We start from the raw sequence: 14,681 nt of genomic DNA on the forward strand, positions 1-14,681 counted from the left end.
CGGGTTTTCCAGAGTCTGGATTGTTGCATAAGTTGTATACAGTTTGGCGTACACAACGGGGTGTGCGCATGCCAAGCCGTGTCGCCCACCTTCCTTCTCGCCGCAGCAGGAGCCCAACGATGACGGCCGACAGTTCTCTCTCAACAGTCCATCCCGTGGACCAGCGCCTGCCTTCGGGCAAGCTCGCGGCCCTCGGCCTGCAGCACGTGCTGGTGATGTATGCGGGCGCCGTCGCGGTGCCGCTGATCGTCGGGCGCGCGCTCAAGCTCACGCCCGACGAGGTCGCGCTGCTGATCTCGGCCGACCTCTTCTGCTGCGGCATCGCCACGCTGATCCAGGCGCTGGGCGCCACGCAGTTCTTCGGCATCAAGCTGCCGGTGATGATGGGCGTGACTTTCGCGTCGGTCGCGCCGATGGTCGCCATCGCCAATGCCAACCCCGGCCAGAACGGCGCGCAGTTGCTGTTCGGCGCCATCATCGGCGCGGGTGTGGTGTCGATACTGATCGCGCCGCTGGTGAGCCGAATGCTGCGCTTCTTTCCGCCAGTGGTCACCGGCACCATCATCGCGGTCATCGGCATCAGCCTGATGCGCGTAGGCATCAACTGGATCTTCGGCAACCCCGTGGGCCCGACGGCGCCCGCGCTGGTCGACCCGGTCTATGCAAAGTGGCTGGCCGAAGTGACTTCGCCCGGCAGCTCCATTCCCGCCGTGCCCAAGGGCTTCGCGATCATGCCCACCGTGCCCAACCCCAAGTACGCTGACCTGTCGGGCTTCGGCGTGGCTGCGCTGGTGCTGGTGTCGATCCTGCTGATCGTCAAGTACGCCAAGGGCTTCATCGCCAACATCTCGGTGCTGCTCGGCATCGTGATCGGCGCCGTGGTGGCCTCGATCACCGGGCTCATGACCTACGAGAAGGTGGGCAAGGCCGCGTGGGTCGACATCGTGCTGCCCTTTCACTTCGGCATGCCGCAGTTCGACCCGATCCTGATCTTGACGATGACGCTCATCATGATCGTGGTGATGATCGAATCGACCGGCATGTTCCTCGCGCTCGGTGAAATGACCGACCGCAAGATCAGCCAGAAGGACCTGGCCCGCGGCCTGCGCACCGACGGCCTGGGCACGCTGATTGGCGGCATCTTCAACACCTTTCCGTACACCAGCTTCTCGCAGAACGTGGGCCTCGTGGCCGTCACCGGCATCAAGAGCCGCTATGTGTGCGTGGCCGGCGGCGCGATCCTGATCGTGCTGGGCCTGCTGCCGAAGATGGCCGCGCTGGTCGAGTCGCTGCCCACGGTGGTGCTCGGCGGTGCGGGCCTCGTGATGTTCGGCATGGTGGCGGCCACCGGCATCCGCATTTTGTCGGGCGTGGACTTCAAGACCAACCGCCACAACGCGATGATCGTCGCGGTGTCGATTGGCGTCGGCATGATTCCGCTGATTGCGCCCAACTTCAAGCAGTGGATGCCGCATGCCATTCACTCGCTGATCGAGTCGGGCATCTTGCTGGCGTCGATTGCGGCTGTGCTGCTGAACCTGTTCCTCAATGGTGCGAAGCACGACGAGCAAGCCGTCATTGCTGCGGCCAAGCAGGCCGAAGCCCACTGAGCCTTTGCTAGATCATCGCCAGCGGCCCCTTGCGCCGCGGCGGTGGGTGCAATCGGTCGAGTTCTTCGAGAGTTGCCGCATCGAGCTTCAACTCCGCTGCCGCCAGGTTCTCCTTCAGGTGCGCGCTGCGCACCGCCTTCGGAATCGCCGCCACGCCGGGCCGCGCGATCACCGCAGCCAGCGCCAGTTGCGCGGCCGTCACGCCGAGCCGCTCGGCCAATTCGCCCAGCCCATCGTCTTCGGCCAGCGCGCCCTGGTCGATCGGGCTGTAGGCCATCAGCGGCATGCCATGTTCGCGCAGCCAGGGCAGCAGGCTGAACTCCGGGCCGCGCTCGCCAAGCGACAAGTAAACCTGATTGGCTGCGCACTCCGGGCCATCGCCCACGGCCTGCGCCAGCTCTTCCATATCGTCGGTGTCAAAGTTGCTCACGCCCCAGTGGGCTATGCGCCCGTCTGCCACCAGCGAATGCATTGCCGCGACCGTCTCGCTCAGCGGATGGCTGCCGCGCCAGTGCAGCAGGTAGAGATCGATGGCGTCGAGCCCCAGCCGCTTCAGGCTGCGCTCGCAGGCATCGCGCGTGCCGCGCCTGCTGGCGTTGTGCGGGTAGACCTTGCTGACGACGAAGAGCTCTTCACGCCGCACGTCGCCCGCACGCAAGGCCTCGCCGATGGCCTGGCCCAGGACGGTTTCGGCACCGCCTTCGCCGTACATCTCGGCGGTGTCGATGAGGCGGTAGCCGATCGCGATGGCCTCGCGCACCGCCTTCACTTCGGCCGCGCGATGCCCCGCGTTTTCGCCCATGCGCCAGGTGCCGAGACCGAGGACCGGCATCTCGCCGCCGGTGGGGAGTTGGAGTGTTCGCATCGGGCCATGGTACGGGGGACGCAAGGCCCTGTCAGCCCGTCGACAACGGAAGCCACACGGTCGCGAGCAGGCCGCTCCCGTCTTCACCGGCTGCCAGTTCGATCCGGCCGCCATGCTTGTTCAGCACCGAACGAACGATCGCCAACCCCAGTCCGCTGCCCGACTGCGTCTGGTCCGGGTTGCGAAAGAAGCGGTCGAACACGCGCTCGCGCAGCTCCGGCGGAATGCCCGGCCCCTGGTCCGTCACGCGCAGCACGGCCTTCGCCGATTCCGGTTCGCACACAACGCGCACGGTGACAGTGCCGCCATCCGGGCTGTACTTGATGGCGTTCTCGATGAGATTGCTCACCATCGAGATCAGGCTCTCGCGTTCGCCGAACACCAGCACCGCGCCTTCGGACACGAAGTCCAGCCCGATGCCGCGCACGCGTGCAAGGTCTTCCACGAACGGGATGCGCTCCTGCACCAGCGCATCGAACGCGAGCCGCGTGGGCACCGCGTCCTGCGGCATCTCGTCGCTGCGCATCAACTGCTGCAGTTGGCCCACCAGCCGCGCGGCGCGGTCGTTGCTGCGCAGCAGGTTGATCATGAGTTCGCGCTGGCCCGCGTCGGCGGTCTGTTCCTTCAGCGCTTCGACATTCACGCGCATCGCATCGAGCGGCGTGCGAAGTTCATTCGCTGCATCGGCGATCAGCACGCGCTCGCGCGATGCCCGGTCGCGCACGCTGCGCAGCAGGCCGTTGATGCTGCGCACCAGCGGCTGCAGTTCCTTGTGCCGCGGTTCGAAGCTCAGCGGCGTCAGATCGGCCGGGCCACGCTCGGCAGTCTCTTGCGTTACCTGCCGCCAGGGCCGCAGCGCGAACAGCACCGACAGCCACGCCGGAAAGACGAGAAACGGCAGGCTGATGGCCAGCGGCAGCAGGTAGTAGCTGCGGTGGTCGACGGTGAAGCTGAAACGCAGGACTTTCGGCTCGGCCAGCAGCACGCGGGTGTCGAGCCCCGGCGAAGTCATCATGCGTGCGCGCCACACGCGCTCGCCGACGCGCACGTTCTCCACCCGACCCGGCACTGCCGTGTGCATGACCGGCGCGGCAGCTGTGGAGTTGAAGATGAGCCGCCCCCGCTGCCACACCTGCATGACGGGCGCCTTGTCCGTCTCCGAACTGAAGTCACCCGAGGTTTCGAGCAGCGCCATGTCGAAGGCCTTCAGGGCCTCCTGCTGACGGGCGGGGTCGGCCGCGAGGTTCTGCGCAATCGTGATGACGCTATCAAAGATCTTGTCGTAGCGCACCAGATCCGTCACGCGGTTGGAGTCGTACAGGAACAGCGCCAGGATGGCGCCCCACAGCAGCACGACCACTGCGATCTGCGCCAGCAGCAGGCGCCGCAGCAGCGAGGGCTGCAACCACCGCTTCCAGCGCCGGGCAAGCGCCGTCATGGCGACAGGCAAAAGATTCATGGTCCTCCAGGCGGCGGTCTCTGCGGAGCGCATCGCAAGCGCGTGGAGTATCCGGCACGCCCGCGCCGAGGGCTTCAGAAAACCTTCATGAACCGGTTGTCGGAGCCGGCAAGCGGTCGGTCGCGGATGCTCTTCGCCTTCTAATTTTCTGAAGTCAAAGTCAATTTAATGACAAGGAATTCTCGGAATCTCCTTTGAAGGCATTCCGCTTTGCCTTCTGATTTTGTCAATACCATTTGAGTGCCAACCCCCTCTTCAGGCCCGGTTCTCGCTTCTAGAATTTTTTGGCAAGCCCTGCGTCACGAGCGCTGGTGCACCGAACGAAACGAACTTGGAACAGGTTGAGTCAATGCAGAAAAAGCACAGGATTGCCGTCATTCCCGGAGACGGCATCGGCGTCGAGGTCATGCCCGAAGGGTTGCGCGTACTCGATGCGGTCGGTCGCCGCTTCGGCATCGATTTCTCGTACGACCACTTCGACTGGGGCTCCGACCACTATGTGCGCACCGGCCTGATGATGCCGGCCGACTGGGCCGACAAGATCCAGGGCCACGACGCGATCTATTTCGGTGCGGTGGGTGCGCCCGACAAGGTGCCCGATCACATTGCCGTGTGGGGCCTGCTCATCAAGATCCGCCGTGACTTCGACCAGTACGTGAACCTGCGCCCCGTGCGCCTGATGCCCGGCGTGCCTGGCCCGCTGGCGCACCGCAAGCCCGGTGACATCGACTTTCTGGTGGTGCGCGAGAACACCGAGGGCGAGTACACCTCGGTGGGTGGGCGCCTGTTCGAAGGCACGCCGCGCGAGATGGCAATCCAGGAGGCCGTGTTCACCCGCACCGGCGTGGACCGCATCATCGACTACGCGTTCCAGCTCGCCAATCGCCGCAAGCGCAAGAACCTGGTGGCCGCCACCAAGTCGAACGGCATCTCGATCACCATGCCCTATTGGGACGAGCGCCTGGCCGAGATCGCCACGCGCTACCCCGACGTGGCGACGAGCAAGTACCACATCGACATCCTGTGCGCGCATTTCGTGCAGCACCCTGACTGGTTCGACGTGGTGGTGGCTTCCAACCTGTTCGGAGACATCCTCTCCGACCTGGGCCCGGCCTGCACCGGCACCATCGGCATCGCGCCCTCGGCCAACCTGAACCCCGAACGCAAATTCCCCTCACTGTTCGAACCGGTGCACGGTTCGGCGCCCGACATCGCGGGCAAGGGCATCGCCAATCCGATCGGCCAGATCTGGTCGGCCGCGCTGATGCTCGACCATCTGGGCAACAACGACCCCGTGTACGCAGAGGCTTCGGCTGCGGTGATCTCGGCCATCGAGACTGTGCTGAGCGAAGGTCCGCGCACTCGCGACATGGGCGGCACTGCTTCGACTGTGGACGTCGGCCGCGCGATTGCTAGCTGCATCTCGGCATGAAATCTCGCTCTTGTTCAAGGCACGCTCATGTGCGAATGGCACCGGGTGCTCCCCGCAGCGAAATAAAGGAGGAGCCGAAGGCGGGGGACATTCGCGGAGGGGAGTACCCGGTGTCATTCGCACTCGCCCTGAACAAGAACACCCAACGACACAACGCAGAGCGGAGTCACTGAAATGGGCCTGTTCCTGCTGAAACGCACACTGACGCTCATCGGCACCCTGGTGGGCGCATCGATCATCGTGTTCCTGGTGCTGGAGATTCTTCCGGGCAATGCAGCGCAGATGCTGATGGGACCGGATGCCTCTCCTGAAGCCGTCGCAGCGCTGGCCACCAAGCTGGGCCTCGACTTGCCGGCGTGGACACGCTACTGGCACTGGATAGGCGGCCTGCTCACCGGCAACCTCGGCGACAGCTACGCCTACAGCTCGCCGGTGCTCGACCTGATCCTGGAGCGCCTCGCGCTCACCGTGCCGCTCGCCATGCTGGCGATGGCACTCACCGTCGTGATCGCGCTGCTCGTCGGCGTTACGGCCGCTGCCCGCCACAACAAGCTCGGCGACGTCGGCCTGATGGGCATGGCCCAGGTCGGCATCGCGATCCCGAATTTCTGGTTCGCCATCCTGCTGATCCTCGTGTTCTCCGTACAGCTGCAGTGGTTCTCCGCAGGCGGCTTCGAGGGATGGGGCGAAGGCATCTTCGCGGGCATCAAGTCGCTGCTGCTGCCGGCGCTGTCTCTCGCCGTCGTTCAAGCCGCGATCCTCGCGCGCATCACGCGCTCGGCCGTGCTCGAAGTGATGCGCGAAGACTTCGTGCGCACTGCCCGCGCCAAGGGTGTCTCGCAGCGCGCGGTGCTGTGGACCCACGTGCTGCGCAACGCCATGATCCCCGTCATCACCGTGATGGGCATGCAGTTCTCCGAGCTGCTGGCCGGCACCATCGTGGTGGAGAACGTGTTCTACCTGCCGGGCCTGGGCCGGCTGATCTTCCAGGCCATCAGCAACCGCGATCTGATCGTGGTGCGCAACTGCGTGATGCTGCTGGCGGCCATGGTGGTCATCGTGAACTTCGTGGTCGACGTGCTGTATGCCGTGATCGACCCGCGCATCAAGGCCAGCGACATATGAGCACCCTAGCTATTCCAAGCCCAAGCGCCGCGGCGCTCAAGGTGCCGGGCTTCTGGCGCCGCGCGCTGAAGCACCGCAGCTTCGTCATCGGCGGCGTGCTTGCCGCCCTGCTGCTCCTGGCCGCCCTCGTGTCCTTCGTGTGGACGCCTTGGTCGCCCTATGCGATGGACATGCCGAACAAGATGCAGGCCCCTTCGGCCTCGCACTGGCTCGGCACCGATGCGTTCGGCCGCGACGTGACTTCATTGCTGCTGGTCGGTGCGCGCGCGTCCATCCTCGTCGGCGTGATCGCAGTCGGTATTGGCTTGGTGGTCGGCACCGCCTTGGGCCTGCTCGCGGCTGCGAAACGCGGTTGGGTCGAAGAAGCGGTGATGCGGCTGTCGGACTTCACGCTGGCCTTCCCTGCGATCCTGTCGGCCATCATGATGACCGCCGTGTTCGGAGCCGGCATCGTGAATGCCATCGTGGCCATCGGCATCTACAACATCCCGACCTTCGCGCGCATCACACGGGCTTCTGCCAACGCAATCTGGTCGCGCGAGTACGTGGCCGCCGCACGCGCCTGCGGCAAGGGCCCGTTCGCGATCACCATGCAGCACGTGCTGCCCAACATCTCGGCCGTGCTGATCGTACAGATCACGATCCGCTTCGCCATCGCCATCCTGGCCGAAGCCGCCCTCTCCTACCTCGGCTTGGGCACGCAGCCGCCGCAACCCTCGTGGGGTCGCATGCTCAGCGAGGCGCAGACCCTCATGTTCCAGCAGCCGCTGCTGGCCGTCTTCCCCGGCATGGCGATCGCCCTCGCAGTGCTCGGGCTGAACCTCCTTGGTGACGGGTTGCGCGACTTGCTCGACCCCCGCCTCGCCAGAGCCCGGTAAGCGCCATGCCCCTCCTCGAAGTCAACAACCTCCAGATCGGCCTGCAGACCCAGCGTGGGCCGGCGCAGGCCGTGCGCGGCATTTCGTTCTCGCTCGAGCGCGGCGAAACGCTGGGCATCGTCGGCGAATCGGGCTGCGGCAAGTCGATCACCGTGATGTCGCTCATGGGCCTGCTGCCATCGAGTGCCAAGGTCGCGGGCAGCATCAAGCTCGACGGGCAGGAGCTCGTCGGCCTGCCCGAAAAGCAGATGTGCCAGATCCGCGGCAACCGCATCGGCATGATCTTCCAGGAGCCGATGACTGCGCTGAACCCGGTGCACACCATCGCGCGCCAGGTCGGCGAGCCACTGCAGCTGCATCGCGGGCTGACGAAGGCGCAGGCGCGCAAGGAAGCACTGAGCCTGCTCGACCGCGTGGGCATTCCCGATGCGGCGTCTCGCCTCGACGCCTACCCGCACCAGTTCTCCGGCGGGCAGCGCCAGCGCATCGGCATTGCCATGGCGCTTGCCTGCGGGCCCGACCTGCTGATTGCCGATGAGCCCACCACCGCGCTCGACGTGACCATCCAGAAGCAGGTGCTCGACCTGATCCAGGGCCTGGTCAAGGAAATGGGCATGGCGCTGATCCTGATCTCGCACGACCTCGGCGTGATCGCCAACAGCGTGCAGCGCATGCTCGTGATGTACGGCGGCAGCGCAGTGGAGAGCGGCCCGACCGACACGGTCTTTGCCGGCCGTGCACATCCCTACACACGCGGCTTGTTCGCTGCGCGGCCCGCCATCGGCGCAGTGCGCGCCGGCCGCTTGCCGACCATTCGCGGCAGCGTGCCCGAGCTGGTCGACATGCCGCGCGGCTGCGCCTTTGCCGGCCGCTGCGCCCACACCATCGACCTGTGCCAGAGCACGCGACCCAAAGCCACGATGCTGCCGAACGACCACACGGTGCGCTGCCTGCGCCTGGGCGAAATCGCCGCGTTGAATGCCAAGGCGGCCACCGCATGAGCAAGCCCATCACCGCCGGCCAGCCCCTGCTGGCCGTGAACAACCTCTACCGCCATTACGCGCTGCCGCGCGAAAAGCTCTTCGGCCCCCCGCCCACCGTCAAGGCGCTCAACGGCGTGAGCTTCGAGGTGCAGGCCGGCAAGAGCGTGGGCATCGTCGGCGAATCGGGCTCGGGCAAGTCGACCATCGCGCGCCTTGTGATGGCGCTCGACACGCCTACCTCCGGCACTGTCTCGCTCGAAGGCCGCAACCTGCATGCGCTGCCCAAGGCCGAGCTGCGCACCGCGCGGCGCGATTTCCAGATGGTGTTCCAGGACCCCTACGGCTCGCTCGACCCGCGCCAGACGGTCGCACGCATCGTCGCCGAGCCGCTCGAAGCACTGGCCGAGACCAGCCGCTCGGTGCAGCGCGAGCGTGCTTCCGAAGCATTGGCAGCGGTCGGCCTGCGCACAACAGACATGGACAAGTACCCGCACGAGTTCTCGGGCGGACAGCGCCAGCGCATCGCGATTGCCCGCGCGCTCATCACGCGCCCCAAGCTCATAGTCGCCGACGAACCCGTCAGCGCGCTCGACGTGTCGGTGCAGGCGCAAGTGCTCAACCTCATGCAGGACTTGCAGCAGCAGTTCGGCATCAGCTATCTGCTCATCAGTCACGACCTCGCGGTGGTCAACCATCTGTGCGACGAGGTCTGCGTGGTCTTCAAGGGCCGCATCGTCGAACGAGGCCGCCCGGCCGACCTGTTCCAGCACGCCCAGCACGAATACACGCGCACCCTGCTTTCCGCCGTTCTGCACACGCCGTCCCGCTAGCCGGGCAAGGCTTTCTTTTCCTCCACCCTCACCTCCAGGAACTATCGAATGTTGAAGCGACGCACACTCATGACTTCCGCCATGGCCGCGGCAATCCCGGGTGTCTTCCTGCCCCAGGCGCGCGCGCAGGCCGGCAAGAACACGCTGACGATCGGCATGCCGCTCGAACCGCCAGGCCTGGACCCGACGAGCGGCGCCGCATCGGCCATCGCGGAGATCACGCAGTACAACATCTTCGAGACGCTCACCAAGGTGAACGCCGACGGCTCGGTCACGCCGATGCTGGCCGAGAGCTGGACGTCGTCGCCCGACATGAAGACCTTCGTCTTCAAGCTGCGCAAGGGTGTGCGCTTCGAGAACGGCCAGCCCTTCAACGCGTCGGTGGTGAAGTTCTCGTTCGACCGCGCGGGCAATGCCAAGAGCACCAACAAGGACAAGCGCTTCTTCAGCGAGATCGGCACCGTGGTGCTCGACGAGTACATGGTGGGCGTGAACAGCACGCTGCCCAACCCCGACCTGCCGTTCATGCTGGGGCAATCGACCGCCTGCATCGTCGAGCCCAAGAGCGCCGAGACCAACGTCACTGCGCCGGTAGGCACCGGCCCGTACAAGCTGAGCGCATGGCAGCGCGGCGCTTCGTGCACGCTGGTGAAATCGCCGACGTATCGCGACCCGAATCTTGCGAAGACCGAGAAATTCGTCTTCCGATTCATGTCTGACACGGCCGCGCAGACCGCCGCGCTGCTGTCGAATGACATCGACATCTTCCCGCGCGCGGGCACGCGCTCGGTAAGCCAGTTCAAGGGCAACCCGCGCTTCCAGGTGATCGAGGTCGGCACGCGCGGCAAGGTGATCCTGACCATCAACAACCGCAAGAAGCCGCTGGACGACGTGCGCGTGCGCCGCGCCATCCTCGCGGCCATCGACCGCAACGCCATCGTCCAGGGCGCGGCGGACGGCTTCGGCAGGCCCATCGGCAGCCACTACGCTCTCGGCGCGCCGGGCTTCATCGACACCACGGCGATGAACCCCTACGACATCGAGAAAGCGAAGAAGCTGCTGGCCGAGGCTGGCGTGAAGACGCCGCTCGAACTGCGCCTGCAGCTGCCTCCGCCCTCGTATGCGCGGCAGGGCGGCGAGATGATCGCGGCGCAGCTCGCGCAGATCGGCATCAACGTGAAGATCCAGAACGTCGAGTGGGCCCAGTGGCTCAGCGGCACCTTCGGCGGCGCGCACGACTTCGACCTGACCATGGTCGCGCACGTGGAGCCCTTCGACCTTGTGAAGTACACCGAGCCCGACTACTACTGGGGCTACGACTCGAAGAAGTTCCGCGACCTGTTCGTCAGCATCCAGAACGAAGAGAACAAGAAGCGCCGCGCCGACTTGCTGGCCGAGGCCCAGCGCCAGCTGGCAACCGATGCGGTCAACGGCTTCCTGTACCAGGCGGTGTTCCCGACCATCGCACGCAAGGAAGTGAAGGGCCTGTGGCCGAGCATGCCGATCGTGGTGAACGACCTGGCCGCTATCTCGTGGAGCTGATGCGATGACCAGGCCCCTGTACTCCCTGAGCGTGCAGGAGTTGCACGCGGCCTACCGCAGCAAGGAGCTCTCGCCGGTGGAAGTGGTGCGCTCGGTCAACGAGCGCATTGCGGCCTACGAACCCGAGCTGCACGCGACCTGGCTCTTCCGCCCCGAGCTTGCGCTCGAACAGGCCCGCGCCTCCGAGGCGCGCTGGCTGGCCGGCAAGCCGCGCGGCACGCTCGACGGCGTGCCCGTGACCATCAAGGACAACCTCGCGACCGAAGGCGACCCGATGCCGCTGGGCACCGCCGCCTACGACCTCGTGCCGATGACGCAGGACTCCCCGCCCGCCGCACGCCTGAAGGAAGACGGCACGGTGCTGGTCGCCAAGACCACCATGCCCGACCTGGGCATGCTGTCGTCGGGCCTGTCGAGCTTTCATGAACTCTCGCGCAACCCGTGGGACCTGTCACGCACGCCGGGCGGCTCCAGCGCGGGTGCCGGTGCAGCGGCTGCCGCAGGCTACGGCCCGCTGCACGTGGGCACCGACATCGGCGGCTCGCTGCGCCTGCCGGCCAGCTGGTGCGGCATCTACACGCTCAAGCCCAGCTTCGGCCGCATTCCGCTGAGCACGCCCTACATGGGCCGCTGCGCCGGACCGATGACGCGCACGGTGGCCGACTCGGCGCTGATGATGGCCTCGGTCGCACAGCCCGACGACCGCGATTATTCGGAACTGCCGGCGCCGGGCATCGACTGGACGACCTTCGAAGTCGACCCGTCGTTCATCAAGGGCAAGCGCGTGGCGCTGCACATGGACGCGGGCTGCGGACTGCCGCTGGACCCGCAGATCGCGGAGGCGGTGCGCCGCGCTGCGAAGCGCATCGAGGCGGCCGGCGCGCTGGTGGAAGAAATCAAGCCCTTCATGACGCCGAAGATGCTGCAGGGCATGGACCACTTCTGGCGCATGCGCTCGTGCATCGACATGCAGGCGATGACGCCGGAGAAGCGCGCGAAGATCCTGCCGTACATCCGCGACTGGGCCGAGAGCGCGGCCGGTTTTTCGGGCGCGCACATCTTCGACGCCTACAGCCAGTTCATCGCCACGCGCGCGGCCACCGTTGCCGCCACCAAGGGCTACGACTTCGTGATATCGCCGGTGTCGCCCAACATGCCCGCGCCGGCGGACCATGCCTCGCCGACCAACGACCCGATGCTGCCGCTGGAGCACATCGGCTTCACGGTGCCCTACAACATGTCGGAGCAGCCTGCCGCCTCGATCAACTGCGGCTACTCGGCCGAGGGCCTGCCCATCGGCCTGCAGATTGCCGGGCGCCGTTTCGACGACCTGGGCGTGCTGCAGTTCAGCCGCGCCTTCGAGCAGATCCGCGAAGCACAACACCCCTGGCCGGAACCCAAGTGACCGGTCGCAAGGAGACAAAGCAAATGAACGCAACCCACTACATCGACGGCCGCCACGTGCCGTCCGAAGGCAACGCCACCATCGACGTGATCGACCCGAGCGATGGCCAGAAATTCGGCCAGATCGCGCGCGGCACCGCCGCCGACGTGGACACGGCCGTGCGCGCCGCACGCAAGGCCATGGGCGAGAACTTCGACGGCTCCTGGGGCGCGATGACCGCGCTGGAGCGCGGCCGCCTGCTCGCCAAGCTGGGCGCCGCCGTGATGCAGCACCACGAAGAGCTCGCGCAGCTCGAAGCTCGCGACACCGGCAAGGCGCTGCGCGTGGCGCGCAACGACGCGACCGCGCTGGCCCGCTACATGGAGTACTACGCCGGTGCCTGCGACAAGCTGCACGGCGACACCCTGCCCTACGAGCGCGGCTACACCGTGCTGACGGTGCGCATTCCGCACGGCGTGACGGGCCACATCATTCCCTGGAACTACCCGATGCAGATCGCAGGCCGCAGCGTTGGCGCCTCGCTCGCCGCGGGCAACGCCTGTGTGGTGAAGCCGGCGGAAGACGCGAGCCTGTCGCTGCTGCGCCTGGCGGAGATTGCGACGGAGGTGGGCTTTCCGGCCGGCGCGCTCAACGTGGTGACGGGCTACGGCAAGGAAGCCGGCGCGGCGCTGTGTGCGAACCCGGGCATCGACCACATCTCGTTCACCGGCTCGACCATGACCGGCCGCAGCGTGGGCCTGGCCGCAGCCGAGCGCCATTGCCCGGTGACGCTGGAGCTGGGCGGCAAGTCGCCGCAGATCGTGTTCGCCGACGCCGACCTGGATGCGGCCGAGCCAGTGCTGCTCAACGCCATCATCCAGAACGCCGGCCAGACCTGCTCGGCGGGCAGCCGCGTGCTGGTGGAGCAGTCGGTCTACGAAGAGGTGGTGCAGCGGCTCTCGAAGCGCTTCACGGCCGTTCGCGCGGGCACGCCCGCCGAAGACCTGGACATGGGTCCACTCATCAACGAGAAGCAGTTTCGCCAGGTGCGCGACATGGTCTCGACGGCCGAGGCCAGCGGCCTGAAGGTGGCGGCGCGCGGCACGGTGTCGCCCAATGCATCGGCTACCGGCTACTACCAGGAGGCCGTGCTGTTCCGCGACGTGCCGCACGACAGCGACCTGGTGCAGCGCGAAATCTTCGGCCCGGTGCTGGTCGTGATGCCCTTCGCCGACGAGGCCGAGGCAGTGCGCCTGGCCAACGGCACGGACTTCGGACTGGTGGCCGGCGTGTGGACCCGCGACGGCGCACGCCAGCTGCGCATGGCGCACAAGCTGCACTGCGGCCAGGTCTTCGTGAACAATTACGGTGCGGCGGGTGGTGTAGAACTGCCTTTCGGCGGCGTGAAATCCAGCGGCTTCGGCCGCGAGAAGGGCTTCGAGGCCCTGCTCGGATTCACGACCCTCAAGACCATCGCCATCAAGCACGGATGAAGACAACACATGACAACCACTGAACAGCAAGCGCCGCGCAAAGTCGGCCTCGTCGGCGTCGGCCTGATGGGCCACGGCATTGCCAGCAACATCGTCAAGCACGGCCACCAGCTCACCGTGCTGGAGCATGCGGGCAACCAGCCCATCGACGGCCTGCTGAAGGCCGGCGCCACTTCGGTGAAGGACGTGGCCGCGCTCGCTGCGCAGGTCGACGTGCTGATCCTGTGCGTTACCGGCACGCCGCAGGTCGAGGCCGTGATGCTCGGCGACAAGGGCGCATTGACTGCGCTGCGCCCCGGCACGGTGGTAATCGACTGCTCGACGGCCGTTCCCGCCTCCACCGCCAAGGTGGCGGAAGCAGTAAGCGCCAAGGGCGGCAAGTTCATCGATGCGCCGATGACGCGCACCGCGAAGGAAGCCGCCGAAGGCCGGCTGAACCTGCTGGTGGGTGGCGACGCCGAGGTGCTGGCCTCGTGCCTGCCGTTGCTGCGCTGCTTTGCCGAGAACGTCACGCACGTGGGCGGCATCGGTGCGGGCCACGCGATGAAGCTGCTGCACAACTTTGTGTCGCTGGGCACCGTGGCGCTGCTGTGCGAGGCTGCTGCCTGTGCCGAGCGCGCGGGCGTGAAGCCCGATGTGTTTGTCGACGTGCTTGCCAAGGGCGGCGGCAACGGTGTGGCGCTGGAACGCGTCAAGCCCAAGCTGCTGACGGGCAGCACCGATTCGCTGAAGTTCTCGATGGCCAATGCCAAGAAGGACCTGGGGTACTACAACGACATGGCGGAGCAGTCGTCTTCCAGTCATGGCATTGCGCAGGCTGTCGATGCGCTTTTGACGCAGGGCGTCGAGAAATTCGGGCCTGATCGGATGGTGCTGGATCTGGTCGAAGCGCTGCGCTGATTTCTTGTTGTGTTCTGTGCACCGTTGTTCGGGGCGCGTGCACAGGACACCGGGTACTCCCCTCCGCGAATGTCCCCCGGGGCTGCGCCCCTCCTCCTTTATTTCGCTGCGGGGAGCACCAGATGCCCTGCGCACGATGAGCGCGGCTGTGGCGTTGGCGGTTCGACCGCTGCGGCGAAG

General features: G+C 66.3%; 12 protein-coding genes. 10 read left to right on the forward strand and 2 right to left on the reverse strand.

The annotated features are described in order from the left end of the window. Nucleotides 1–119 precede the first annotated feature (119 nt). The gene (locus tag ACN9MV_RS23675; RefSeq protein WP_093058880.1) at nucleotides 120–1,610 is read left to right on the forward strand and encodes a nucleobase:cation symporter-2 family protein; all 1,491 of its coding nucleotides are present in this window, start codon (nucleotides 120–122) and stop codon (nucleotides 1,608–1,610) included. A 7-nt stretch (nucleotides 1,611–1,617) separates the two neighbouring features. Here the strand turns inward: ACN9MV_RS23675 and ACN9MV_RS23680 are convergent, their stop codons facing one another. Beyond that, nucleotides 1,618–2,475 (reverse strand): aldo/keto reductase, encoded by an 858-nt coding sequence (locus ACN9MV_RS23680; protein WP_426389748.1) that lies wholly within the window; start codon nucleotides 2,473–2,475, stop codon nucleotides 1,618–1,620. Between the two features lie 31 nt (nucleotides 2,476–2,506). Beyond that, nucleotides 2,507–3,934, reverse strand: coding sequence for a sensor histidine kinase (locus ACN9MV_RS23685; protein ID WP_426389750.1), 1,428 nt, complete (start codon nucleotides 3,932–3,934; stop codon nucleotides 2,507–2,509). Nucleotides 3,935–4,283: 349 nt separating this feature from the next. Here ACN9MV_RS23685 and ACN9MV_RS23690 point away from each other — a divergent pair, with 349 nt between their 5' ends. From ACN9MV_RS23690 to ACN9MV_RS23730, 9 genes are all read left to right on the forward strand, one after another. Continuing rightward, nucleotides 4,284–5,366, forward strand: coding sequence for a tartrate dehydrogenase (locus tag ACN9MV_RS23690; RefSeq protein WP_093058883.1), 1,083 nt, complete (start codon nucleotides 4,284–4,286; stop codon nucleotides 5,364–5,366). A gap of 174 nt (nucleotides 5,367–5,540) precedes the next feature. Beyond that, a complete protein-coding gene (locus ACN9MV_RS23695) occupies nucleotides 5,541–6,491 on the forward strand; it encodes an ABC transporter permease (protein ID WP_097198480.1) in 951 nt (316 codons plus the stop codon). Beyond that, nucleotides 6,488–7,369 carry an ABC transporter permease gene (locus tag ACN9MV_RS23700; RefSeq protein WP_426389753.1) on the forward strand — a complete coding sequence of 294 codons (882 nt, stop codon included), beginning with the start codon at nucleotides 6,488–6,490 and terminating at the stop codon, nucleotides 7,367–7,369. Before ACN9MV_RS23695 ends, ACN9MV_RS23700 begins: the two co-directional genes overlap by 4 nt. Before the next feature lie 5 nt (nucleotides 7,370–7,374). Continuing rightward, complete coding sequence (locus ACN9MV_RS23705) at nucleotides 7,375–8,370, forward strand: ABC transporter ATP-binding protein (RefSeq protein WP_426389754.1); 996 nt, start codon at nucleotides 7,375–7,377, stop codon at nucleotides 8,368–8,370. Then, nucleotides 8,367–9,182: an ATP-binding cassette domain-containing protein gene (locus tag ACN9MV_RS23710; protein WP_093083041.1), complete on the forward strand. Its 816-nt coding sequence runs from the start codon at nucleotides 8,367–8,369 to the stop codon at nucleotides 9,180–9,182. Before ACN9MV_RS23705 ends, ACN9MV_RS23710 begins: the two co-directional genes overlap by 4 nt. Nucleotides 9,183–9,230: 48 nt before the next feature. Next, nucleotides 9,231–10,724: an ABC transporter substrate-binding protein gene (locus tag ACN9MV_RS23715; RefSeq protein WP_426389757.1), complete on the forward strand. Its 1,494-nt coding sequence runs from the start codon at nucleotides 9,231–9,233 to the stop codon at nucleotides 10,722–10,724. A 4-nt stretch (nucleotides 10,725–10,728) separates the two neighbouring features. Beyond that, a complete protein-coding gene (locus tag ACN9MV_RS23720) occupies nucleotides 10,729–12,129 on the forward strand; it encodes an amidase (RefSeq protein WP_426389758.1) in 1,401 nt (466 codons plus the stop codon). Between the two features lie 23 nt (nucleotides 12,130–12,152). Continuing rightward, nucleotides 12,153–13,601, forward strand: coding sequence for an aldehyde dehydrogenase family protein (locus tag ACN9MV_RS23725; protein ID WP_426389760.1), 1,449 nt, complete (start codon nucleotides 12,153–12,155; stop codon nucleotides 13,599–13,601). A 9-nt stretch (nucleotides 13,602–13,610) separates the two neighbouring features. Next, entirely contained in the window at nucleotides 13,611–14,501 is an 891-nt protein-coding gene (locus ACN9MV_RS23730; protein WP_093180225.1) for an NAD(P)-dependent oxidoreductase, read from the forward strand. Nucleotides 14,502–14,681: the final 180 nt, after the last annotated feature.

Source organism: Variovorax sp. R-27 (genome assembly GCF_049913215.1).
Taxonomy (GTDB): Bacteria; Pseudomonadota; Gammaproteobacteria; order Burkholderiales; family Burkholderiaceae_C; genus Variovorax.

What these genes read in the sequence shown, in the direction of transcription:
- ACN9MV_RS23730 (WP_093180225.1), top strand. Translation starts at nt 13,611, where the DNA reads ATGACAACCACTGAACAGCAAGCGCCGCGCAAAGTCGGCCTCGTCGGC.
- ACN9MV_RS23695 (WP_097198480.1), top strand. Translation starts at nt 5,541, where the DNA reads ATGGGCCTGTTCCTGCTGAAACGCACACTGACGCTCATCGGCACCCTG.
- ACN9MV_RS23700 (WP_426389753.1), top strand. Translation starts at nt 6,488, where the DNA reads ATGAGCACCCTAGCTATTCCAAGCCCAAGCGCCGCGGCGCTCAAGGTG.
- ACN9MV_RS23680 (WP_426389748.1), bottom strand. Translation starts at nt 2,475, where the DNA reads ATGCGAACACTCCAACTCCCCACCGGCGGCGAGATGCCGGTCCTCGGT.
- ACN9MV_RS23720 (WP_426389758.1), top strand. Translation starts at nt 10,729, where the DNA reads ATGACCAGGCCCCTGTACTCCCTGAGCGTGCAGGAGTTGCACGCGGCC.
- ACN9MV_RS23710 (WP_093083041.1), top strand. Translation starts at nt 8,367, where the DNA reads ATGAGCAAGCCCATCACCGCCGGCCAGCCCCTGCTGGCCGTGAACAAC.
- ACN9MV_RS23715 (WP_426389757.1), top strand. Translation starts at nt 9,231, where the DNA reads ATGTTGAAGCGACGCACACTCATGACTTCCGCCATGGCCGCGGCAATC.
- ACN9MV_RS23690 (WP_093058883.1), top strand. Translation starts at nt 4,284, where the DNA reads ATGCAGAAAAAGCACAGGATTGCCGTCATTCCCGGAGACGGCATCGGC.
- ACN9MV_RS23705 (WP_426389754.1), top strand. Translation starts at nt 7,375, where the DNA reads ATGCCCCTCCTCGAAGTCAACAACCTCCAGATCGGCCTGCAGACCCAG.
- ACN9MV_RS23725 (WP_426389760.1), top strand. Translation starts at nt 12,153, where the DNA reads ATGAACGCAACCCACTACATCGACGGCCGCCACGTGCCGTCCGAAGGC.
- ACN9MV_RS23675 (WP_093058880.1), top strand. Translation starts at nt 120, where the DNA reads ATGACGGCCGACAGTTCTCTCTCAACAGTCCATCCCGTGGACCAGCGC.
- ACN9MV_RS23685 (WP_426389750.1), bottom strand. Translation starts at nt 3,934, where the DNA reads ATGAATCTTTTGCCTGTCGCCATGACGGCGCTTGCCCGGCGCTGGAAG.